The organism is Parashewanella sp. 2304DJ23-3 (genome assembly GCF_056591695.1).
The window spans coordinates 409081-431649 of record NZ_JBWQOH010000001.1; the positions used below are offsets into that span (position 1 = coordinate 409081).

General features: G+C 39.3%; 18 protein-coding genes. 3 read left to right on the forward strand and 15 right to left on the reverse strand.

The genetic code is table 11. From position 1 onward, the window contains the following. Positions 1-96: 96 nt before the first annotated feature. From AC1EU2_RS01755 to ffh, 7 genes are all read right to left on the reverse strand, one after another. Entirely contained in the window at positions 97-4512 is a 4416-nt protein-coding gene (locus tag AC1EU2_RS01755; RefSeq protein ID WP_480296274.1) for a hypothetical protein, read from the reverse strand. Positions 4513-4662: 150 nt separating this feature from the next. Further along, positions 4663-5799 carry a bifunctional chorismate mutase/prephenate dehydrogenase gene (gene tyrA / locus AC1EU2_RS01760; RefSeq protein ID WP_480296276.1) on the reverse strand — a complete coding sequence of 379 codons (1137 nt, stop codon included), beginning with the start codon at positions 5797-5799 and terminating at the stop codon, positions 4663-4665. 157 nt (positions 5800-5956) lie between these two features. Beyond that, entirely contained in the window at positions 5957-6307 is a 351-nt protein-coding gene (rplS, locus tag AC1EU2_RS01765) for a 50S ribosomal protein L19 (protein ID WP_480296278.1), read from the reverse strand. Between the two features lie 49 nt (positions 6308-6356). Beyond that, entirely contained in the window at positions 6357-7100 is a 744-nt protein-coding gene (trmD, locus tag AC1EU2_RS01770; RefSeq protein WP_480296279.1) for a tRNA (guanosine(37)-N1)-methyltransferase TrmD, read from the reverse strand. Position 7101: 1 nt separating this feature from the next. Next, positions 7102-7632, reverse strand: a complete 531-nt coding sequence (gene rimM / locus AC1EU2_RS01775; protein WP_480296281.1) for a ribosome maturation factor RimM — start codon at positions 7630-7632, stop codon at positions 7102-7104. A 20-nt stretch (positions 7633-7652) separates the two neighbouring features. Next, the gene (rpsP, locus tag AC1EU2_RS01780; protein ID WP_480296283.1) at positions 7653-7901 is read right to left on the reverse strand and encodes a 30S ribosomal protein S16; all 249 of its coding nucleotides are present in this window, start codon (positions 7899-7901) and stop codon (positions 7653-7655) included. Positions 7902-8072: 171 nt separating this feature from the next. Beyond that, complete coding sequence (ffh, locus tag AC1EU2_RS01785) at positions 8073-9446, reverse strand: signal recognition particle protein (protein ID WP_480296284.1); 1374 nt, start codon at positions 9444-9446, stop codon at positions 8073-8075. Between the two features lie 235 nt (positions 9447-9681). Between ffh and AC1EU2_RS01790 the strand changes: the two genes are divergently transcribed. Continuing rightward, positions 9682-10470: a cytochrome C assembly family protein gene (locus AC1EU2_RS01790; protein ID WP_480297057.1), complete on the forward strand. Its 789-nt coding sequence runs from the start codon at positions 9682-9684 to the stop codon at positions 10468-10470. A gap of 102 nt (positions 10471-10572) precedes the next feature. Then, entirely contained in the window at positions 10573-11844 is a 1272-nt protein-coding gene (locus tag AC1EU2_RS01795) for an HlyC/CorC family transporter (protein ID WP_480296286.1), read from the forward strand. Positions 11845-11890: 46 nt separating this feature from the next. Here the strand turns inward: AC1EU2_RS01795 and galU are convergent, their stop codons facing one another. The 3 genes from galU to AC1EU2_RS01810 form a co-directional block, all read right to left on the reverse strand. Next, on the reverse strand, positions 11891-12790 hold the full coding sequence (gene galU, locus AC1EU2_RS01800) for a UTP--glucose-1-phosphate uridylyltransferase GalU (RefSeq protein ID WP_480296287.1): 900 nt from the start codon (positions 12788-12790) through the stop codon (positions 11891-11893). A 175-nt stretch (positions 12791-12965) separates the two neighbouring features. Then, entirely contained in the window at positions 12966-13739 is a 774-nt protein-coding gene (gene yaaA / locus AC1EU2_RS01805; RefSeq protein ID WP_480296289.1) for a peroxide stress protein YaaA, read from the reverse strand. Positions 13740-13793: 54 nt separating this feature from the next. Then, complete coding sequence (locus tag AC1EU2_RS01810) at positions 13794-15215, reverse strand: alanine/glycine:cation symporter family protein (RefSeq protein WP_480296290.1); 1422 nt, start codon at positions 15213-15215, stop codon at positions 13794-13796. A gap of 452 nt (positions 15216-15667) precedes the next feature. Between AC1EU2_RS01810 and AC1EU2_RS01815 the strand changes: the two genes are divergently transcribed. Then, on the forward strand, positions 15668-18031 hold the full coding sequence (locus AC1EU2_RS01815; protein WP_480296292.1) for a phosphoketolase family protein: 2364 nt from the start codon (positions 15668-15670) through the stop codon (positions 18029-18031). 83 nt (positions 18032-18114) lie between these two features. Here the strand turns inward: AC1EU2_RS01815 and rpoS are convergent, their stop codons facing one another. The 5 genes from rpoS to truD form a co-directional block, all read right to left on the reverse strand. Beyond that, the gene (gene rpoS / locus AC1EU2_RS01820; RefSeq protein WP_480296293.1) at positions 18115-19080 is read right to left on the reverse strand and encodes an RNA polymerase sigma factor RpoS; all 966 of its coding nucleotides are present in this window, start codon (positions 19078-19080) and stop codon (positions 18115-18117) included. Positions 19081-19157: 77 nt separating this feature from the next. Further along, the gene (locus AC1EU2_RS01825; RefSeq protein ID WP_480296295.1) at positions 19158-20021 is read right to left on the reverse strand and encodes a peptidoglycan DD-metalloendopeptidase family protein; all 864 of its coding nucleotides are present in this window, start codon (positions 20019-20021) and stop codon (positions 19158-19160) included. Positions 20022-20126: 105 nt separating this feature from the next. Then, complete coding sequence (locus tag AC1EU2_RS01830; RefSeq protein WP_480296297.1) at positions 20127-20762, reverse strand: protein-L-isoaspartate(D-aspartate) O-methyltransferase; 636 nt, start codon at positions 20760-20762, stop codon at positions 20127-20129. After that, a complete protein-coding gene (surE, locus tag AC1EU2_RS01835) occupies positions 20759-21508 on the reverse strand; it encodes a 5'/3'-nucleotidase SurE (RefSeq protein WP_480296299.1) in 750 nt (249 codons plus the stop codon). Before surE ends, AC1EU2_RS01830 begins: the two co-directional genes overlap by 4 nt. After that, positions 21505-22569 carry a tRNA pseudouridine(13) synthase TruD gene (truD, locus tag AC1EU2_RS01840; RefSeq protein ID WP_480296300.1) on the reverse strand — a complete coding sequence of 355 codons (1065 nt, stop codon included), beginning with the start codon at positions 22567-22569 and terminating at the stop codon, positions 21505-21507. Before truD ends, surE begins: the two co-directional genes overlap by 4 nt.

Consider the following 22569-nt stretch of genomic DNA (forward strand, 5'->3'; position numbering starts at 1 on the left):
TATCAAATTATTTAAATAAGCTGAACGACCGACTTAGTTGAGAAGTTGTTATCTCAAACCGGTTTTAGTAAACCAAATCTTCTGGTCGTTCGGCTATTACTTATCTTTGGCCTGCATTATTTTTGTTATTAATTCAGCTTTTTTACGATTCCTCAACCGTGCAAGTAAAGCACTAGCATCAGGTTTTATTTCTCCTATCATAGTCATCATATTTTGAATAGATTCTAATTTTGTTTTATCACTATCCATAACCATCAAGACTTCTTCTAAACATATGCCTTCTTCAATCATTGCTAAAATAAATGACTGTGTATCTTCCTCAGAGAATCCTTCGATCAGTATATCCGTAAACTCTTTCTTACCAATTACTTTTGAGAAAATCTCGGCAGTTTGAGCTACTCCATAAACAATTGATTTAAGCTTTTTCTCTTCCGGCACATGCCGCCAGACCGTTAGGAAACTATCATCATCAAAAGTAGCACAAGATTGTAATAACAAACTAACTTCATCTTCAGAGAGTGTTGCAATAAGCTGAGCAATAATAGTTTGATCTTTAACATTAAATACAGAAGCTTTCGCATCCGCAGGTGTCTGTATGAATAAATTTATTAGGGTTTCTGAAGAAACACTATCAATCATAGGAAAACTCGAAATTCTTCCGTATTTAACTGAAATAATAAGCCATGCAATATCTGGGTTTTCTCTAAAAATGTCTAATTCTTCTTCGGGTTCAAGCTTCTCAACTGCACCAATCAAATCAAAATACTGTGCAATTCCCACTTTCGAATCAGGATCTAATAGTTTAATTTTATTAGCCATTGCAACCACTCGAGGTTTGTACATTTTGCTTTGAGAGGCAGACATAAATTTTCTTGGAACTTTATGTGTCCCATTTTCTCCACGTTCCATCATTTTTAAGGAAAGCCCTCTAGCTCTGCTTTCATTCATTTGATTCAACACTTGCCGAGCAACACTATTTGGAACATGCATCAAAAGTTCTACAGCAACCTCTTCATCAGCTGACTTCATATTATTCAAAAATCGCTCAAAGTCCTCTTTTGAGTCTTCAGGTACCTCTTTAAATTTCTGAACATTAATAGCTCCTTCCTTTAGAGTTAACCCTATAATGCTGGCTGCAATAGACGTTCGTCGGCTAGGCTGAGCGATGCTGAGCCTAGCGGTATGTCTATTGTTTGCTGAATCGAGTTCTTGTCCTATCTCAATAAGTGTCTGCTTCCCTATGACTAAAAGCTCCGTACCTTCAATCAAATCCTTTGCTTGCTCAGAGTGAAGGAGCTCTAGCTGTATACTCTTAGGCAATGCAAAGAAGCTTTTATAGCGATTTTTAAGAGCTAATGCTATTAAGTGTTTCCCGATGATTTGTGTGCTTTCACTACTCACTCTTTCAGACTTTTGTTCAATACTTTCACACAGCAAGTTTAAAGGCTTACATTCTTTACCACTTGGTAGTTCTGCAACAATAGCTAATAGGCTCTCTTTTAAAATAAGGTCTGAATTTAAAACTCGCCTTAAGCCATCACCTTCGAGATGTGAAATAAGTCTAGCTACTGTTTTAAGGCTTTCTCCAACTATAAATTCAGCAAGCTTAGCACTGACAGTATCGCCTGTTTCTTTATCACTGCAGGCGTCCATTAATAAAGGACCAACTTTCGCACAAATGTACTCATCTTCAAATAAATCCATTAGATTATTTTCGAAAACTTTCATAACATCATACTGAACAACTTTACCTAACGCTGTGGCTTGAATGCCTGTTGGAAGTTCTTTACTTACGATAGCCAAAGCGCTCTCAATAATCCTATCTTTCTCACTAGGACTAGCTTCTGCTACTGAGGCTTCATGAGGGCTTAGATCTGTTCTTGGCCTCTCTTGCAAAAATAGATTTAAGACTTTTATAGCTATTTCATGTTCAAGTACTTCTATACTCTCAACTAAATTTTCAGCATTAACCAACAATTGCGTCAATCCCTCAACAGCTTGCTCTGGTGCTATTTCTATTATTTTTGCAGCTAGTTTTCCAGATACCGTGAAGCCAGAACCTCTGCTCAATTCATGACTAATAAGCCATTCAATAAGTTTAAAATCGTCTGTTAATAGCTGTATTTGAGGAAGACTATTTAATAATTCATGGCGACAAGAAACTGAATAAAGTTCTGAATACATTTTTTGTTTTTCGCTTTCGGATAGAGAAGAACAAAGAAGTAACTTTAAAGCCTGCACAGCTTCAGATGAATAGTAGTTAGACATTGCTAGCTTTACTATTTTTTCTTGTAGAGGAAGCTCTAATGAAGCAATAAATTCAGGTGAAACAGCTTTTTTGCACGTAGCCAGTAAATCTAAGAGCATTTCAGGGTATCTATTATCAAAAGATTCAAAGAACTCTTTTTTCTGTGAAATATTTTCTCCTGACATCACATGCTCAAATAATGATGTAGAAATAGTGCTGGGATTGAACCGACAAGTGATTTCAGCTTGCGTTGAAGCATCAAGTGTTTTGCAAGCTTCGATTATTTCTTTATCTGTAAAGTCACAATCACCACATATTCTTTTTAGCCTGATCACTCGGTCACGTATTGATGAGCTCTCTGGTTGAGTGAGCAATGCCAATACAAAGTTGGGTTTTAAAGGTACTCTCATTTCACTAAATAATGGTTTCAGCTGTTCATCATCCAAATACGCAATCCAACCAATATAATCACGATTTTGAGTAATTACTGAGGATATAGCCGTCTGCATTTCCAAAGGTTTGGCTTCATGATATTTACGAACGTCACAAAAATACTTATAGCCTCTTTCAGCGAGAAAAAGTGATAAAAACCTAAGCGAGTCCTTCATATCTGTAAAACTTGAATACACACCTTTTGCCTCTCTGTCAGTCATAGACTGTGTTATTTGATGTCTGAGGCTTAAAGGTAAAAGAGTTAATATCGATATTGCTTCGTCAATATCATTCTTTATCCACACTGTCAGTTTTTTAGTGAACTCAAGTTTAGTTGCCGAATGTAATAACATTAGATTAAAAAATGCATTCAATTCATGAGGTTCTTTTTTCAATTCTTTTAATAAAACAGCCATATTGCACTCTTTAGACTCTAAATTAAAAGCGCTCAAAAGCAGTTGATTGAAATTATCAGGGTCGCCAATGTAAGCATTAACAATCACTTTTTGAATATTTATTAAGCTGAATTTTAGAAGAATTCCAGTTCTAGTCTCTTGACCCGTTAAGGCATACAGATAAACCGCTTGCTGCAAATTTAATTTACTTACTATTTTATCCCTTACTTGAGGGCAAATAGCCACGCCAAAATCAGTAGCTCTGGCACTCAGCTTTTCTGGTTCTAGCAGGCGCCCTATATCTGTATTGGTTAACTCTGGAACAACTTTCGCTAAAACTTCTTCTAAAGGAGAAGGAGACGTAAGTTTATTTAAATACTCAATTTTAGATTCTGTTTCTAACGCTTGGAAATACTCTAAGGCGTCATCTGCAGATAATGCAGTAATAGTTGATTTAATATAATCGTCTATTTTTTGAATAAATTGAATTGTGTTAACATCAGTATATTCTTTAGGTGAGTAAAACATAACGGCGTCAGGGGTCTTGTTCCACTCTGTGAGAGTATTTCGAAGCTCAGCTAAAACTCTAGGTGGTAATTTTTTTAAAAAAACATCCATCTCTGTTGTATTTATAGAAAGAATTACACTTATAACTTCTTCTGGAGTAGCTACATCCAAAGCTGAAGCGATATGCTCAAAATGCTTATTAGCCTCTACATAGCTAAACCGTGGAATAAAAATCCAGCTTTCACCTTCGGCATTTGCAGTATCTCTTTCTGAAATCTCTGGCTTTTTAACGATAAACAATTCAGTGCTCGAGTCTTTAGTACCTCTAATAATTGTCATTAATTGTTGCGGTGTCGCCATTCTATGAACTTCAGCAGCTCTATCTTCACTCATGCATTGAAAATTGAGATCAGTTTTAATTGAGAATTGAGGTAACGCTATGATTTCAAATAAAATATCAACAGGTAAATTCTGGAATAGATCATTCTTTTTATCAACTGATTGATTAACTAACTCTGTTAGCGCTTTATCAAATTTATCCAATACACCTTTTTGATACGCTTCATTACAAAAAGCCCTAAGCTTTTGTTGAGATAGCTTCGATAAAACTTTAACTTGTTTATCTTGAGCAGCATCTTCAAGTGTTTTAACTGTTACTTCTGGGGATGTAGATTCTTGCCAAAGGATTTCCATTAGAACTTGCTGGGATGTGATATGTTTTTTTCCAGAAAATTGGATATCTACATTTTGATCTTTATGGAAGATTACTAAACGTTTCGAAGCATCTAAGCAAGCTTGATAGTTTTTTACACGCCAACTTGCCTTCGCTTCAAAGGTAATTCTATCATCGGTTTTTTCCGAATGTTTTAATCCCGAAAAATCAACACCTAATCTTCTTAATGTATGAGAAACGTTACTAACTTCTGCCATCAAATACCACTTCTAAAAATTGCTACCTAAAGTATAAGTGATAGCCAAAGAGGTATTGAAAAAACCGGGCTATTATTAACCCGAATTAATCTGAAAGAAATATTTATAGTTGGAGAATGGCTTTAAAAGAATACTATACAAACTCTTCTATCAGCATTTCAAATCAGCCGCTGACTGCAACATCACACGACTCTCTTGTTGGAATTGATCCGCAAAATCACCTAACCATTTGGACACCTGAGTGAAGTTATCAACAAATACTTCTCTATCCATACCTTTAAGCATCTCAACACACTCAAAGTAGTTATCAGCGTATTGCTCGACTCTGTTCACATTTTGTTTTTGAGCAAAAATGATGTCTGCATAAAGTTCAGCATTTTGCGCAAATAAGCGTCCTACCATTGCGAGTTCGAGTCGATAAATTGGAGAGCTAAATTTTAATAATTGTTCAACATCAACACCCGATTTAAACAAGTTCAACCCGTATGCAAAGGTAGAAAAATGCCTTAGAGCCTGAACAACTTGCATGGCTTCATCATGCTCATCAGCATTAGCCTCAACAAGATGTGCGCCCCAAATTTTGATTTGTTCGAGTAACCATTGGTATTTTTCAGATTCGCGGCCATGACAAATCACCATAACCTGCTTAGCAAAACTGGTTACATCAGGGCCAAACATAGGGTGCAAGCCAATAACAGGACCTGAATGAGCATCAAGCATTGCATTAAGAGGCTCAGACTTAACAGAGGTTAAATCCGCCAGAATACAATCTTCAGGCAAGTTAGCTAATTTTTGTTTTATCACTTCACAGGTTTTTGAGATTGGTACAGAAACAATCACTAACCCTGCACCATCAAATAAAATATCTGATAGATGCCAGTCGTCTTTATCAAGTACATGCACTTGATAACCTGACAGTGACAGCATTTGCTTAAATAAATCACCAAGACTGCCTTTACCACCAACAATCACCACATGACCAAGCTCGGGGTTAACTTGCTTAAAACCCACATTTTTTTCATTTTGGTAAGATTCACGCATCAATCGACGTAACACGTCTTCTATTAACTGCGGAGAAACACCAAGACTTTCAGCTTCATCTCGACGCTTAGACAACATCGATGCTTCACGCTTTGGCGCATAAATAGGTAAACCTGCACTGTGTTTTACTTCGCCAACTTTGGCGACCAAATCAAGCCGCTGCTTCAGCAAGTGGAGTAATTGCTGATCGACCTTATCGATATCATTGCGTAATTGTTCAAGTGCATCAGTGGTTTTTTCTGACATTAAATCTGTCACCTATCAAGAAAGAGAATTGGAGTACTGAAATGTAGCAATAGGTAAGTCTGTTTTACAAGTGAATAAAGTAGCAAAAACAAAAAACCGCCCTAAAAGGCGGTTTTTCGTGCGAACACTGCGTCTAAATCTATTTTCTAAGTAGTAATTACTTAGCAAGCTTCTCACGGATACGTGCAGATTTACCTGAACGTTCACGTAGATAGTAAAGCTTAGCGCGACGAACGCGACCACGACGCTTAACTTCAATCTTAGCTACTGCTGGGCTGTGCGTTTGGAATGCACGCTCAACGCCTTCACCATTAGAGATTTTACGTACTGTGAATGCTGAATGCAGGCCACGGTTACGTTTAGCGATAACTACACCTTCGAAAGCCTGAAGACGTTCTTTGTTACCTTCTTTTACACGTACAGAAACAACTACAGTATCACCTGCGCCGAACTCTGGTACGTCAGTTTTTAATTGCTCATCATTGAGCATTTTAATGATGTTGTTCATTTATTACTCCGTTCTAGAATTAACTGAACCATATTACATTAAGTAATAGCTACTCTTTTTCTGTCTCGGCTAAAGCCTCGGCCAGTAGTGACATTTGTTGATCAGTCAGAGCTAGATTTTCAAATAATTCTGGCCGTCTCTGCAATGTTCGTATCAAACTTTGCTGATGACGCCAGCGTTTTATGTTTTTGTGGTTGCCACTGAGCAGCACCTTTGGCACGTTAAGACCATCCAAGGATTCTGGTCGCGTATAGTGTGGACAATCTAGCAAGCCATCCGAAAATGAGTCTTGCTCTGCCGAAGCTTGTTTACCTAGTACACCAGGCACTAGCCTCGAAACAGAATCAACAAGAGTCATCGCAGGTAATTCACCGCCCGAAAGCACGTAATCACCAATTGACCACTCTTCATCCACTTCAGTCTGAATGATGCGCTCATCGATACCTTCATAACGACCACACACCAAAATCAACTTCTGGTTTTCTGATAACTCTTTAACGCCTTGCTGAGTCAGCTTTCGACCTTGAGGAGACAAGTAAACCACTTTTGCACCATCACCTGCTGCTTTTTTAGCAGCATGGATTGCATCTCTTAACGGCTGCACCATCATTAACATTCCTGGGCCACCGCCAAATGGGCGATCATCCACAGTTTTATGCTTATCATGGGTGAAATCTCTAGGATTCCACGTGTGCAACTCTAGTAAGCCGTTTTTGACGGCTCGACCCGTAACACCAAAGTCTGTAACTGCTCGAAACATCTCTGGAAAAAGTGTAACTATTCCTAGCCACATTCTAAAAGTCCGGATCCCATTCCACTAAAATCTTTTTCTCCGCAACATTCACATCAATAATGAATTGTTCCGGGACAAAAGGAATCAAACGTTCCTTTTTGCCAAATGCATCTTTGATATTGGCTTTAACTTGAAGTACATCGTTTGAACCAGTCTCTAACAACTGTTCAACTTGTCCCATGTTATAGCCTTTTGTATTGGTAACTTCACAACCTATTAGATCTTTCCAATAGAACTCACCTTCCGGCAATTGCTGCATATTCTCAGGTAACACGCCAATTTCACAGTGTGTGAGTAATTGAGCTTGCTCCCTAGATTCAACGCCTTCAAGTTCAGCAATAACAACTTTACCTTGCTGGCGCCAATTAACTACCTTTACTTCTCGCCATTGGCCGTTTTCTTTTAACAACCACGGTGAGTAATCAAAAATACCTTTAACAGAGTCGGTATAAGCCGTGATTTTTATCCAACCTTTGACACCATGACTGGCACCGATTTTGCCGAGAATTAACGGCTGCTGGTTGTCGTTCATCAATTTATACCTTACTGCTATTAAGCCGCTTTACGAGCGTCTTTAACTAGCTTCGCTACGCGATCTGAAACTTGAGCACCAGTACCAACCCAGTGATCAACACGGTCTAGATCAACACGTAAAGTTTCTTCTTGACCTTTAGCTAAAGGGTTGAAGAAACCTAGACGTTCGATGAAACGACCATCACGAGCGTTACGGCTATCAGTAACAACGATATTGTAGAAAGGACGCTTTTTTGCGCCGCCACGAGCTAAACGAATGGTAACCATGCGTTTTAATTCCTCTAATGCTTTGCCTTTATAGTAGGCAAAAAATAAAACTGGAACCCTGTGTTCGCATAGAGTTCCAGAAAGAAAGCCGCAAAATTTTACCTGAGTTACTAATAATTGCAACCAAATTGGCTATTTTTTGCGGAGTTTATTCAGTTCATAACAAAAGCATTAACGCCCTGGCATCTTCATACCTGGTGGCAGCATCCCCTGCATGCCTCGCATCATCTTAGTCATACCACCTTTCGATGACATTTTTTTCATCATCTTTTGCATTTGTGTAAATTGCTTCAATAGGCGGTTAACGTCTTGGATTTGAGTACCAGAACCTGCAGCAATACGGCGCTTACGAGAGCCTTTAATAAGATCAGGACGTGCACGCTCTTTTTTCGTCATCGAGTTAATAATGGCTTCCATTTGATTGGTCATTTTGCCATCTTGAACTTGAGCTAATGCTTCTGGCGGTAACTGCCCCACTCCCGGTAGTTTTTCAAGCATGTTCATCATGCCGCCCATATTTTTCATTTGCGACAACTGCTCACGAAAGTCTTCTAAATCAAAACCACCACCAGTTTTTAACTTCTTAGCCATCTTCATGGCTTTGTCTTTGTCTACACCACGTTCAACTTCTTCAATGAGTGACAGTACGTCACCCATACCAAGAATGCGGGAAGCAACACGATCTGGGTGAAATGGCTCTAAGGCATCGGTTTTTTCACCAACACCTAAGAATTTAATCGGTTTGCCAGTGATATGACGGATCGATAATGCAGCACCACCACGAGCATCACCATCAACTTTAGTAAGAATTATACCGGTCAGAGGTAATGCTTCATTAAAGGCTTTAGCTGTATTTGCAGCATCCTGACCTGTCATTGCATCGACGGTAAATAAAGTCTCAACAGGAGTGATTGATGCATGAAGTTCTTTAATTTCATCCATCATTGCATCATCAACGTGCAAACGACCTGCCGTATCAACAATAACAACATCAATGAATTTTAATTTTGCATGGGCAATAGCAGCATTAGCAATATCAACAGGCTTTTGGCTGACATCCGATGGGAAGAACTCAACTTCTACTTCACCAGCTAACGTTTCAAGCTGTTTGATCGCAGCAGGACGATAGACATCAGCACTTACTACAAGAACAGATTTCTTGTTCCTCTCACGTAGCAGCTTAGAAAGCTTAGCGACACTGGTGGTTTTACCTGCACCTTGTAAACCTGCCATCATGATAACAGCTGGCGGCTGTGCGGATAAGTCGAGTGTCTCGTTGGATTCGCCCATGGCTTTTTCAAGCTCTGTCTGAACGATTTTTACAAAAACTTGCCCTGGTGTAAGGCTCTTAGAGACTTCTTGACCAACTGCTCGTTCTTTTACGTTTTTAACGAACTCGCGTACTACAGCTAAAGCTACATCAGCCTCTAATAAGGCCATCCGTACTTCACGCAATGTCTCTTTAATATTGTCTTCAGTTAGGCGACCGCGGCCACTGATATTTTTTAAGGTACGCGACAGTCTGTCACTAAGATTCTCAAACATATCCTGAGCTTTACCCTATCCATTCATAAAATTGAGTGTATTATACCTAAATTATTAACTTGAACAGCATTTAGGTGAAATTAAACTCGCGCTTATTCAAAAAAACAGTTAAATTTTACGATATTAATTTAACTAGGAACTCTCTTTGGATAGTTCCTTGCGACTAGGGTTTCCCGATTACACAATAAATGTTGATAAATCGAGAGTTCTCCTAAAGGAATAGATTTTGTCTTCAATGGTTATATTTTCTGCGTCTGCAATGTTTTTTTATTGCTGTGCATTAATCCTTGTTATCAGTCGTTTATTTCATATACAAGGACCAAACCGCAAAGCCGTTGTTATTATGGCCGCTATTGCCGTGGCATTACACGCAGCAGCACTTTCGCAGGCGATTTTTACACCAGATGGTCAAAACTTTAGTCTGACCAATGTTATCTCAACCGTTAACTGGATTATTGCGCTTACATTCACCATTGTATTAATGCGAATGAAGGTCATTGTTGTTGTACCCGTTATCTATGCTTGCTCAGTTTTGTCCGTCGCACTTTTGTGGTTAGTCCCACCAAAGTACATTTATCATTTTGAGCTTTACCCAGAAGTTTTAGGGCACGTCATACTCTCATTAATGGCTTATAGTACATTAATGATTGCAGCATTATATGCAATACAACTTGCTATAATACAACACAAACTAAAGAGTAAACAGCTGATATTAAGCCCAGCAATCCCTCCTCTAATGACCGTTGAAAAGCAGCTTTATCACCTTGTTGTCATCGGCGTGATTTTACTCAGCTTATCCCTTGCTACTGGATTTATCTTCTTAGATGATATGTTTGCAGAAGGTAAAGGTCATAAAGCAGTGTTGTCGATCATTGCTTGGTTTGTGTACATTGTAATGCTATGGCAACAATACTGGGTTGGTTGTAAAGTTCGTACTGCTGTTATCTATACATTAAGTGGTGCGACCTTATTATCTTTAGGATACTTCGGCGCAAGAATTGTCAAAGAGCTGATACTTACGTAAACTGTAGAATTTGGAGTGTGGTAAATAGATTGCACTCCACTTGCTAACCATTTGGATTTTGGCTAGCAATAGTACGTTAAACAACTCAAACGGAGCCCTTTTTTGGACGCTATCTCAACCGGAACCCTTCTGGTTATCCTCGTTATTCTAATCTTATGCTCAGCCTACTTCTCTGGCTCAGAAACTGCCTTAATGACCTTGAACCGTTATCGCTTAAGACACTTAGCAGATAGTGGGAACAAAGGTGCGAAAAAAGCAGCTAAGCTACTTGAAAAGCCAGATAAGTTAATTGGCTTAATCTTAATCGGCAATAACTTTGTTAATATCCTAGCTCCTGTACTTGCTGCTGAAATCGGACGGCGAATGTCTGGCGACCTAGGTGTAGCTATTGCTACGGGTATTCTCACTATTGTCATTTTGATTTTTGCCGAAGTTACCCCAAAAACCATGGCAGCATTGAACCCTGAAAAAGTCGCGTTTCCATCAAGTTACTTTTTAACATTGCTTGCCGTTGTGATGCGCCCTTTTGTTTGGGGATTGAACCTGATCACAACATTATTCCTTCGTTTAATGGGTGCTGACAAAGAGACATCTGCAAATGCATTGAGTAAAGAGGAGCTTCGCACAGTAGTAAATGAAGCAGGAGCACTGATTCCACAGCGTCACCAAGATATGCTGTTATCAATCTTGGATTTAGAAAAGATTGCTGTTGAAGATGTAATGGTACCTCGTTCAGAAATTTACGCCATTAATGTTAACGATGACTTCAAAATCATCAATAAGCAGGTCACGCAAAGCCCGCATACACGCGTATTAGTTTATCGCGATAACATTGATGATGCAGTTGGTTTTATCCACTTGAGAGATGCGTTACGTCTGCAGTCGAAAGAACAGTTCAGTAAATCTTCTTTATTACGTGCTGTGAAAGAGCTATATTTTGTTCCTGAAGGCACTTCACTCAATGTTCAACTTACAAACTTCCAACGTAATAAAGAACGTGTGGGTATCGTAGTAGACGAGTATGGGGACATACAAGGTCTTGTTACTGTTGATGATATTCTTGAAGAGATTGTTGGAGACTTCACCACCACAATGCTACCGGCACCAAGTGAAGAGATTTTTTCCCAACAAGATGGTAGTTATTTAATTGATGCTGGTATTAATATCCGTGAGCTTAATAAAGAAATGGATTGGGATTTACCGATTGACGGCCCAAAAACATTGAACGGTTTAATATTAGAGTATTTAGAAGATATTCCAACTCAATACACAAGCTTACGTTTGGCTGGATATCCAGTTGAAGTCGTCGATGTAGCTGATAATATGATTAAAACTGTGAGAGTCATGCCTCAGTTTTATGAAAGGCCAAATTAAATTTTTATATCAGAATATAAAGGAAGCTCAAGTGCTTCCTTTATATTCAATCTTTATCAGTAACTTCATTGATAAGAGATTTGATTTCAGCCCTAAAATCTATACCAAGTTTAGGGTCATTGAGCGCATATTCTACGAACGCTTTAGCATAGCCAAGTTTATCCCCACAATCATGTGACTTTCCTGACATATGAAATGCTTCAACGGTTTCTTGTTCAACAAGCATATCGATAGCATCAGTAAGCTGAATTTCATCTCCTGCACCTATCGGTGTTTTAGCAAGAAACGGCCAAATCTTTTCTGAAAGTACGTAACGCCCAACAACTGCTAGATTAGATGGTGTTTTTTCTAAAGTAGGTTTTTCTACCATTTTTTGAATTTTTACCGACTCTCCAGATCCAAATTTATGACCTCCACAGTCAGCAATACCATACTTGCTCACTTCGCTCATCGGTACAGGAGAAACCATAATTTGACTGGCTTGTGTTTCTTCAAATCGCACCTTCATCGCCGCTAAATTTTCTTTTGATTGATCAGCTGAAAACTCATCTAAAATAACATCAGGTAGAAGAACCATGAATGGATTATCCCCAATACAAGGTTTTGCGCATAAAACTGCGTGACCGAGCCCTTTAGCTTCACCTTGCCTAACATGCATGATAGTCACATCTTTTGGGCAAATAGACTGTACTTCATCAAGCAGCTGCCTTTTAACCCGCTTTTCGAGCTTTGATTCCAGTTCATATTGTTTGTCAAAATGGTTCTCGATGGCATTTTTACTTGCGTGTGTCACCAAAACAATCTGCTTAATTCCCGCTGACACACACTCCTTAACAATATACTGAATAAGGGGTTTGTCGACTAACGGTAGCATCTCTTTAGGTATTGCTTTCGTTGCTGGCAACATTCTCGTACCTAACCCTGCAACTGGAATGACAGCTTTCATGTATTTATTTCTCTGATATGTTTTAGTTTTGATAATTTATTTCTTCACTCGTTCAATATTAGTGAAGAAATAAATGCAAAAGCCGTAGGAAGTAGATAGCGTTAAGCCTAGCACTAATTTATTACAGGTTCGTATACTAAAAAAGTGCTAAGCAAAACTCAAAAGATGATTGGCTCTATTTAACTTGCTCTTCACGTAAGAAAACAGGAGCATCAACGGTTGATTCTGCAGAACTGTAATAATACCCTGCGACATCAAAAGCCTCTAACTGCTCACGTGAATCGATATTGTTTTGTATAATAAAACGAGCCATCATTCCACGAGCTTTCTTTGCGTAAAAGCTTATAACTTTATACTGGCCAGCTTTACAATCCTTAAACACAGGAGTAATCAGCTGCCCTTTAAGATCTTTCTTCTTAATCGCTTTAAAGTATTCATTAGAAGCTAAGTTAACCACTAACGAATCATCATCTAACTCACTATTAAGTTTGTCTGTAATGGTATTGCCCCAAAAATGGTATAAATTTTTACCTCTGCTATTTTCAAGCGAAGTTCCCATCTCTAATCGATACGGCATCATTAAATCTAATGGTTTTAGTAAACCATATAAACCAGAAAGAATTCTTAGCTTCTCTTGTGCGCTTTTAATGTCTTTTTCAGATAGTGTTTCAGAATCTAACCCTGTATACACATCTCCTTTAAAAGCGAACAACGCTTGCTTAGCATTATCAAGGGTGAAGTCTGGTTGCCATTCAGTAAATCGAGCAACGTTTAGCCCCGCTATTTTGTCACTCACTTTCATTAGCCTTGCGATGTCAACAGCCGTTAAATTACGACAAACCTTCATGATCTCTTCGCTGTGCTCAAGTAATTCTGGCAACGTAAATACAGAAGAGGGAGCAGGGTTTTCAAAGTCCAAGGTTTTAGCTGGAGAAACAAGTATGCGCATTCTTTTTCCTTATTTGTTATCACGCCCCTATATTAATAGGGGCAAAATAATAGGTTAATCTTTTTTATCCCAAATGCTGTCTTTTAATTGATTTGAAATTTCAGGAAACTTGTTGATATCAAACTCAGGTTCATCACCATTTGCAACTTGTTGCCTATAGTCTCGTACTACTTTTACTGCAACCCCTGATAACAACATCAGAGCAACAATGTTCACTGTCGCCATTAGTCCCATCGAGACATCGGCAAGATTCCATACTAAATCAATTTTAGCTATTGCACCAAACATGACCATGCCTAGCACACCAACTCGTAAAAGATTAATGAGTAACTTACCCTTTTTAGCAAGGAAGATGATATTTGTTTCAGCATATGAATAATTAGCAATAATTGAGGTAAAACAAAACAGCAAAATTGCGAAGGAGAAAAATATCCCGCCCCAATCACCAATTTCATTTTTCAAAGCATGTACAGTGATAGCGATGCCATCGTGGGTACCGCCTGTATCGCCTGCTATCATTATCAAAGCTGCTGTCGCAGTACAAATTACGATCGTATCAATGAAAACACCCACCATTTGCACGTAACCCTGAGAGGCCGGATGATTTGGGTTAGGTGTTGCACTGGCTGCAATATTAGCAGCGCTACCCATACCAGCTTCATTCGAGAATAAGCCTCGTGCAATACCTGATTGCATTGCCTGAGATACAGCATAAGCAACACCGCCTGCAGCAACTTCTTGAAGGCCAAACGCACTTTTAATCACCAACATCAAAATACCTGGTAATTCAGAAATGTTCATTATCACAATAACGAGTGCTACAAGAATGTATGCTAATGCCATGAAAGGCACTAAAAGCTCTGAAACATGTGCAACTTTTTTTAGCCCGCCAATGATTACAAATGCCGTAGCTATAACAATGCCATATCCTATCCAGCTTGCATCTACATCATATAAGCTTGTAATTGCACTGGTAATGGTATTGGCCTGCACTGCACTGAAAATAAAACCAAATGAGATGATCAAGAGAATTGAAAATAGTGATCCCATCCAACGTTGACCTAACCCTTTCTCCATATAGTAAGCTGGGCCACCACGATAAATGCCTTCGGGATCTTTTACTTTATATACTTGAGCTAACGTCGCTTCAGTCATCGCCGTAGCCATACCTAATACAGCAATTAGCCACATCCAAAAAACAGCACCTGGTCCACCAGCGCTTATAGCGACTGCGACTCCGGCCATATTACCAGCACCAACACGTGCAGCCATTGAAGTACAAAATACTTGGAAGGAAGATAGACCATCACCCGTTTTCTCACGACTGATCATCATAAGTTTTATTGAGTGCTTAAAACCAGTGACTTGGATAAATGCCAATCGAACTGTTAGAAAGATACCAGCACCTACTAAGCCATAGACAAGGATTTTCCCCCAAAGCAATGCATTCAGAAAGTTAATGATTGTTTCTAGCATATATTTTACTCGCTTTTTATTTATTTTGACTAGACAAGTTCTTATTGCGGCGCTTGTACGAAAAATTCAAAAATGATCGAGAAGCAAAAACACTGCACCTAGCCATTTTAATAAATCTAACAGCCAGATCATAACACCTAAATAGTGATTTCAATGAATAAGCTCAGGTAATTGATTATTAAGAATCAATCCTGATTTGTTTAACGAACAGTATGCCAAAACCAAGCCGTGATCAAGATCACACTTGTCATTTTATAGTCGAAAGATACCTCGAAAGTAACAAAAGGATACGTTATTGTCAGATGCCATTACACGGATTTGTTCACTCCTTTTGACAGATTTCTGTCAAATAGCCAAAAGTTGGATGTAGCACACATTTTTGTAAGTTAATTACAACTATAGTATCACCAGGTAATCATTCTATTAATTCCGTTTGCTCCAGTGAGGCTAACATGACCCAAGCAACTGAAATTACCGCTCTTAAAAAATTAGTAAGAGCAACCAACTTCCTTGCAACATCTCAAATTTATTTAAAAAAGAACGTGTTGCACAAAAGAGCTTTACAGCACGATGATATTAAACCACGACTTTTAGGTCACTGGGGTACTTGCCCAGGCATTAACTTTGTATATGCGCACGTCAACCGTCTGATCACAAAAAATAATCGTGAATTCATCTACTTAGTAGGCCCAGGCCACGGTTTCCCAGCTGTTCAAGCAAACTTATTTGTAGAAGGATCTCTTAGCCATTTCTATCCAGAAGTCATTCCTTACAATGAAGATGGTTTAATCGATATCTGTAATAAATTTTCAGCAGCATACGGTTACCCTTCTCACGCAAATCCTGAAGCTCCAGGTCAAATCCTAGAAGGTGGTGAGCTAGGTTATTCACTATCTGTAGGTTTCGGTGCAATTTTAGATAATCCTGACCTAATTGCTACTGTTTTAGTTGGTGATGGTGAAGCTGAAACGGGTCCATTAGCAGCATCTTGGTATGCAAACCGTTTAGTTAACCCAGCTACAGATGGTGCAGTTCTTCCAATCGTTCACATTAACGGTTACAAGATTTCAGGCCCTACTCGTATGGGTCGTATGAGCCATGAGGAATTAGAACTTGAATTCCGTGGTTTAGGCTATCACCCGATCATTGTTGATGATCAAGAAGAAGGTGATGTGTATGTAACTATGGCGGAAGCTATGGATAAATCATACGAAATCATCAATGATATCCAGAAACGTGCTCGTGCAGGTGAAGATATCGAAAAACCACGCTGGCCTGTAATCTTAATGCGTACAGCAAAAGGCTGGACTGGTGTTGCTGAAGATAACGGTAACAAGCTAGAAGGTAACTGCGAATCTCACCAAGTTATCGTTAATAAGTGTGCGACTAATAAAGAACATTTAGAAGCTTTAGATGGTTGGTTAGCAAGCTACAAATTTAACGAGCTATATACCATCGAAAACGACCAAATCGTATTCGACAAAGATATTCAAACACTTCTTCCTCCAAAAGAATTGTGCTGTGGCCGTCAACATCTAAGTTATGGTGGTGAAGTTGTTCGTGCACTGAATAACCCAGACCTAAACAAGCTAGCTTACGGTGCTGAAGTTCCTCGTGGTCAACGTGGCCTTTCGATGAACAAGATGGGGGAATGGATGCGTGAAGCATTCAAACTGAACCGTGATCAACGTAACCTACGTATCTTCAGCCCTGATGAAACATACTCAAATCAGCTTCAAGCTGTTTTTGAAGAAACAGATCGTGCATGGCAGTGGCCAATCGAAGAGTGGGACAATGACATGGCTCGCGAAGGCCGTGTACTTGAGCTACTTTCAGAAAACTTATTATTTGGTATGTTGCACGGTTATACGGTAACTGGTCGTCATGGCATGTTCCCAACATATGAGGCATTCTCACAAGTTATTTCATCAATGGCTGACCAGTACTGTAAGTACGTGTACGCTAGCCAAGGTGTACATTTCCGCAAGCCTCTACCAGCTTGTAACGTTGTATTGTCTTCATTACTAGAGCGTCAAGATCACAACGGTTACTCACATCAAAACCCTTCTTTCTTAGGTGCGATGCTTGAAAAACACCCTAAGATCATTTCTGCATATTTACCAGCTGATGCTAACAGTACACTGGTATATACAGAAAAGGCTTATGCGGGTCGCGATAAACTGAACATCATCGCCGCTGGTAAAAAAGAACTTCCTCAATGGTTGAACCTTGAAGAAGCTCGTAAACAAGCTAAAGATGGCGTTATGGTTTGGGATTTTGCATCAGATGAAAATCCAGATGTAGTTCTTGCTGCTTGTGGTGATTACGTAACTCAAGAAGCAATGGCTTCTCTTGTACTTATTCGTGAATTGCTGCCTAAAGTACGCATCCGCTTCGTTAGTGTTACAGAGCTAACAAGCTCTGGCTTAGGTAGCCTTGAATTCCAAGCTAAACCTTGGAAAATGGACGACGTATTCACAGAAGATAAGGGCGTTGTATTCAACTACCACGGTTATCCAAACACAATTAAGAAACTTGTGTTTGATTATAAAGGTAGCAAACGTTTCCGTATCAAAGGTTATGAAGAAGAAGGTTCTACTACAACTCCATTTGATATGGGCGTACGTAATGGTACTTCTCGTTACCACTTAGTAATTGATATGGCTTACAAGCTATTCCAACAAGGTGTAATTGACGAAACTCAGCACGTTGCAATCACTACTGATATGCTTCAGAGACTTGTTGACCATCGTAACTACATCAAAGCGAACGGCGTTGACCCTGAAAGCATCGAAAACTGGGTTTGGACTCGTTAATATCTAATTCGCTTAGATGTTAAAATCAAAAAGCCTTTGCAAATGCAAAGGCTTTTTTGTATTGAGAACTTAACTAAGGACAATTAATGCTGTTGTTGCTGAAATAAAGCTTCTACTGAGAGCCCTTGAGCACTTAATAAGTCTCTTAATCGCTTTAGTGCTTCAACTTGGATTTGTCTCACCCGCTCACGTGTGAGTCCAATCTCTGCACCAACATCTTCTAATGTTGATGGTTCATAACCGAGTAAACCAAATCTTCGAGCAAGCACTTCACGTTGCTTACTATTAAGCTCATTTAACCACTTTACGACTGAGTTTGAGATATCTTTGGTTTGAACTTTATGATCCGGCCCTACCATCTCTTCAGCAGGAAGAACGTCAAGCAAAGCTTTATCATTTTCCCCACCGATTGGTGTATCAACAGAAGTAATACGCTCATTAAGCTTAAGTAACTTACTCACGTCTTGACTCGGAACATTCAATTCTTCAGCGATTTCTTCTGCTGTAGGTTCATGATCAAGCTTATGTGCTAACTCTCTTGCTGTTCTCAGGTAAACGTTAAGCTCTTTAACAACATGGATAGGGAGTCGAATAGTGCGGGTTTGATTCATGATGGCTCGTTCAATTGTTTGACGAATCCACCATGTCGCATAAGTAGAAAATCGGAAACCTCTTTCAGGGTCGAATTTTTCAACGGCTCTGATTAGACCTAAATTTCCTTCTTCGATAAGATCTAAGAGTGCTAAGCCACGATTGTTGTAACGTCGAGCGATCTTAACAACAAGTCGCAAGTTACTCTCAATCATTCTATTACGAGATTTTTCACACCCAAGTAGTGCTTTGCGTGAAAAATAAACCTCTTCTTCAGCGGAAAGTAACGGTGAAAAGCCAATTTCACCTAAATAGAGCTGAGTTGCATCCAGATTTCGGGGTGCATCATCTTGAGAAGCTTCTTCAACTTCCTTGGCGGTTTGTTCAGTTTTAGCCTGAGCCATCACTGCCGTATCATCAAATTCTTCTACAACTGCTGTGTTATTTTTACTTCCCATAATTGGATCCCCCCAAGTGGAAACTCTAATCGCTTACTCGATGCTCTCCTCCTGCGCCAAATTGGCTCCTAGGTAAACTACCTAGGTAAATATCTAAGTGGGTCTACTGACTTTCCATGGTAACGAATCTCAAAGTGAAGCATTACCTTGTTAGCATCAGAACTACCCATAGTTGCAACTTTTTGTCCTGCTCGAACTTGTTGCTGTTCTTTTACTATAATTTTATTGGCGTGAGCATATGCACTAAGGTAGTCATCACTGTGTTTAATGATGACTAAATTGCCGTATCCTCTAAGTGCATTACCGGCATAAACGACTTTCCCAGAAGCGGCCGCTTTAATCGCATCTCCGCGACGGCCAGAAAATTTAATCCCTTTATTTCCCTGGGTTTTATTTGAAAACTTGCTGATGATTTTGCCTTTTGAAGGCCACACCCATCGAGCAACTTTATTGTGGGAAATTTTACTACTTGCAGCTTTATCTTTGTTGTTTTTTTGTTGTGATACTGTTACAGAATATGCAGACTGTTTCTTTTTATCAAGTATTTTTTTTGAACTATTTTTAGCCACTTGATTATTCTTATCGGTCTTACGCGTTTTTGCTTTAGCATTTTTAGCAACTTGAGTACTTTTTTTGTTCGTCGCTTTTGTTTTTTTTACTGCTCTAGGTTTAATTCTTAACCATTGGCCAGCGTATATGGTATAAGGTTTCTTCAATCGATTAAGCTGAGCTAACTTCTTAAAATCCTTACCTGCACCCCATGCTATAGAATAAAGCGTTTCTCCTTTTTTCACTTTATAAATAGAGGTTTTGATTGATCCTTTTTTATGCTTTGGATTATAAGGTTTTATCGATTCAACAGGAGCAGCTTGATGAGATGAAAAGCTACACGCTTGAATCAATAAAACGATAAGAAACACAAAAATACAACGAAAGTACATTAATACCATACCTCGTATTTCCAGTGTCTCTCACCCATAATTCATCCCTAATATTTTCTATGTGTACATGCAAATTGTTACAAAATAACGAATGCTGCTAAATCACTACTCTAAATCACCATCAATCAGTGGTACGAACTTCACTGGTTCAATTATTTCAGAACTGATTTGATCACCTCTGCGGGTAATTCTCATTAATTGTTGTATGTCCTCTCCGACCGGAATGATCATCTGCCCACCGTCAGCAAGTTGATGAACAAGTCTTTCAGGCACGAGTCTGGCAGCAGCTGTTACGATAATAGCGTCAAATGGGCCACGATTACTCCACCCTTTCCAACCATCCCCGTACTTGAATGAGATGTTGTGTAAGTCTAGCCACTTCAGTTTTTGTCTGGCTTGTACCTGTAAACCCTTTATACGCTCTACAGTGCAAACTTGATCAACTAATTGTGCAAGAATAGCCGTTTGATAGCCTGATCCTGTGCCAATTTCTAACACATTCACAGGCGAATTAGTGAGTACCAACTCAGTCATTTTCGCTACGATATAGGGTTGTGAAAGCGTTTGGCCACTGCCTATTGGCAATGCGGTATTTTCGAACGCTTTATGCGCTAATGCCATATCAATGAAGTGTTGGCGAGGTGTTTTAGAAACGACATCCAATACTTTATTATTATTTATTCCAAGTTCTGCCAGCTTCCTTGCTAAGTTAGCTGCTGCAGTTATTACTGCTTGACTCATATACTCTCGATCCAGTTTTCTAAGTCTTTCATTTGCCTATAAGCGGTTAAATCTACGGTAAGTGGCGTAATCGACACAAACCCGTTGGCTACTGCATGGAAATCAGTACCGTCTCCAGCATCTTGAGTTTTACCAACTGGACCCAGCCAAAAAATCTCTTTTCCTGCTGGATCTTGAGTTCTAACCATTCCTTCTGCTTTATGCCTTGCACCGCAGCGAGTAACCTTTACACCTTTTATTTGCTCGAGTGGTAAATCAGGTACATTTACATTAAGAATTTGATCATTTGCAACTGGATTAGCGAGTAAACTTTTTACAAGCTTCACTGCCCAAGTTGCCGCTGACTGATAATGTTTAAGTTCTTTACCCACCAGTGAAATAGCAATAGCTGGAAGCCCAAGAAAGCGCCCTTCCATTGCTGCTGCCACTGTCCCTGAATAAAGCACGTCGTCACCCATGTTAGCACCTGCATTAATACCAGAAACCACAATAGCTGGCTCATGTTCGCATAATTCTCGAATTGCAATATGCACACAATCCGTAGGTGTACCATTAACGGATATATAACCATTATCTAACTTATTAATTCGTAACGGGTTAGTCAAGGTTAATGAGTTACTGGCACCAGAACAATTCCTATCAGGGCCAACGGTTTTCACTTCAGCTAGTTCAGTCAATGCCTTAGTTAAGACATCAATACCTTCAGCGGTTACACCGTCATCATTACTCACCAAAATATGGTTCATTGTACTGCCTTTTGCTTTTCTTCAAATGCTGCTTGTGCTTGACGCTGTCGAACATCAGTAACATTGATAATTTCACGCAGTACTGAAGTTGCAAAGCTTCCAGAAGGCAATGCAAATTCTAATACTAATGTCTCGCCATCAAATTCGTATTGTAAGTTTTCAGGCTTCAATAAAAGTGGGCGGCGCTCCTGCTCCAAACCAGCTTTTTCTAGACCTTCTTTATCGGCAGCAAAATCATTTAGTGCAGCATTTTCTAATTCAGCTGCGGCTCCCAAGGCTGGTAACCGCCCTCTCCCCCATAAAGGTGCAGAAAGTTGAATATCATTTTCAACCAAACGCTGTGTTAATGTGTCATCCCACTTTTCTTCTGCAAAGAAACTGCGGCTTCCGGTTAATTGAACACAATCGCCTTCTAGAGAATCAGTACCATGTACCTGAAGTCGCTTACTGACAACCTGATTAAACAAATTGGAACGTACTGCAGATAAGTAAATACTGCGTTTGTTACGATCTTTAATTTTTTTCCCAGAAAACATTTGTCTCGCCATTTCGATATTTTTACCGTTATGACCAAAACGTTGTTCGCCAAAATAATTCGGCACACCTGTTTGCTTTATTTTGTCTACTCGAGATTGTACATCTTTAATATCAGTTACATTTCTAATGGTAAGCTTAAAACGGTTTCCAGATAGAGCACCTGTGCGTAACTTCTTATTGTGCCTATGAGCCTCAAGTACTGTAACCCCTTCAAGGCCAAGCTTTTTCCAATCTGGCGTTTCTTTTCCTGGAATTCGAATACCAAACCATTGTTCAGTAATAGCATGACGATCTTTTTGTCCTGCGGAAGTCACATCTCGTGGATGAACGCCTGCGAATTTAGCTAGCTTTTCAGCAACAAAGTTAGTGTTTAAACCTTCTTTACGAATATGAACAAAGTGATGTTCACCTTCGCCTGTTGGCTGAATTGGAAGAATTTCTTTGACAATAAAATCAGAGTTATGAGTACGTAAATCACCTTCTGCAGAAGGTTTTTCATAAAGGTAGAATAAATCTTTCGTCAT

Coding starts and splice junctions, on each gene's coding strand:
- AC1EU2_RS01755 (WP_480296274.1), bottom strand. CDS start 4,512: ATGGCAGAAGTTAGTAACGTTTCTCATACATTAAGAAGATTAGGTGTT.
- tyrA (WP_480296276.1), bottom strand. CDS start 5,799: ATGTCAGAAAAAACCACTGATGCACTTGAACAATTACGCAATGATATC.
- rplS (WP_480296278.1), bottom strand. CDS start 6,307: ATGAACAACATCATTAAAATGCTCAATGATGAGCAATTAAAAACTGAC.
- trmD (WP_480296279.1), bottom strand. CDS start 7,100: ATGTGGCTAGGAATAGTTACACTTTTTCCAGAGATGTTTCGAGCAGTT.
- rimM (WP_480296281.1), bottom strand. CDS start 7,632: ATGAACGACAACCAGCAGCCGTTAATTCTCGGCAAAATCGGTGCCAGT.
- rpsP (WP_480296283.1), bottom strand. CDS start 7,901: ATGGTTACCATTCGTTTAGCTCGTGGCGGCGCAAAAAAGCGTCCTTTC.
- ffh (WP_480296284.1), bottom strand. CDS start 9,446: ATGTTTGAGAATCTTAGTGACAGACTGTCGCGTACCTTAAAAAATATC.
- AC1EU2_RS01790 (WP_480297057.1), top strand. CDS start 9,682: ATGGTTATATTTTCTGCGTCTGCAATGTTTTTTTATTGCTGTGCATTA.
- galU (WP_480296287.1), bottom strand. CDS start 12,790: ATGAAAGCTGTCATTCCAGTTGCAGGGTTAGGTACGAGAATGTTGCCA.
- yaaA (WP_480296289.1), bottom strand. CDS start 13,739: ATGCGCATACTTGTTTCTCCAGCTAAAACCTTGGACTTTGAAAACCCT.
- AC1EU2_RS01810 (WP_480296290.1), bottom strand. CDS start 15,215: ATGCTAGAAACAATCATTAACTTTCTGAATGCATTGCTTTGGGGGAAA.
- AC1EU2_RS01815 (WP_480296292.1), top strand. CDS start 15,668: ATGACCCAAGCAACTGAAATTACCGCTCTTAAAAAATTAGTAAGAGCA.
- rpoS (WP_480296293.1), bottom strand. CDS start 19,080: ATGGGAAGTAAAAATAACACAGCAGTTGTAGAAGAATTTGATGATACG.
- AC1EU2_RS01825 (WP_480296295.1), bottom strand. CDS start 20,021: ATGTACTTTCGTTGTATTTTTGTGTTTCTTATCGTTTTATTGATTCAA.
- AC1EU2_RS01830 (WP_480296297.1), bottom strand. CDS start 20,762: ATGAGTCAAGCAGTAATAACTGCAGCAGCTAACTTAGCAAGGAAGCTG.
- surE (WP_480296299.1), bottom strand. CDS start 21,508: ATGAACCATATTTTGGTGAGTAATGATGACGGTGTAACCGCTGAAGGT.
- truD (WP_480296300.1), bottom strand. CDS start 22,569: ATGACGAAAGATTTATTCTACCTTTATGAAAAACCTTCTGCAGAAGGT.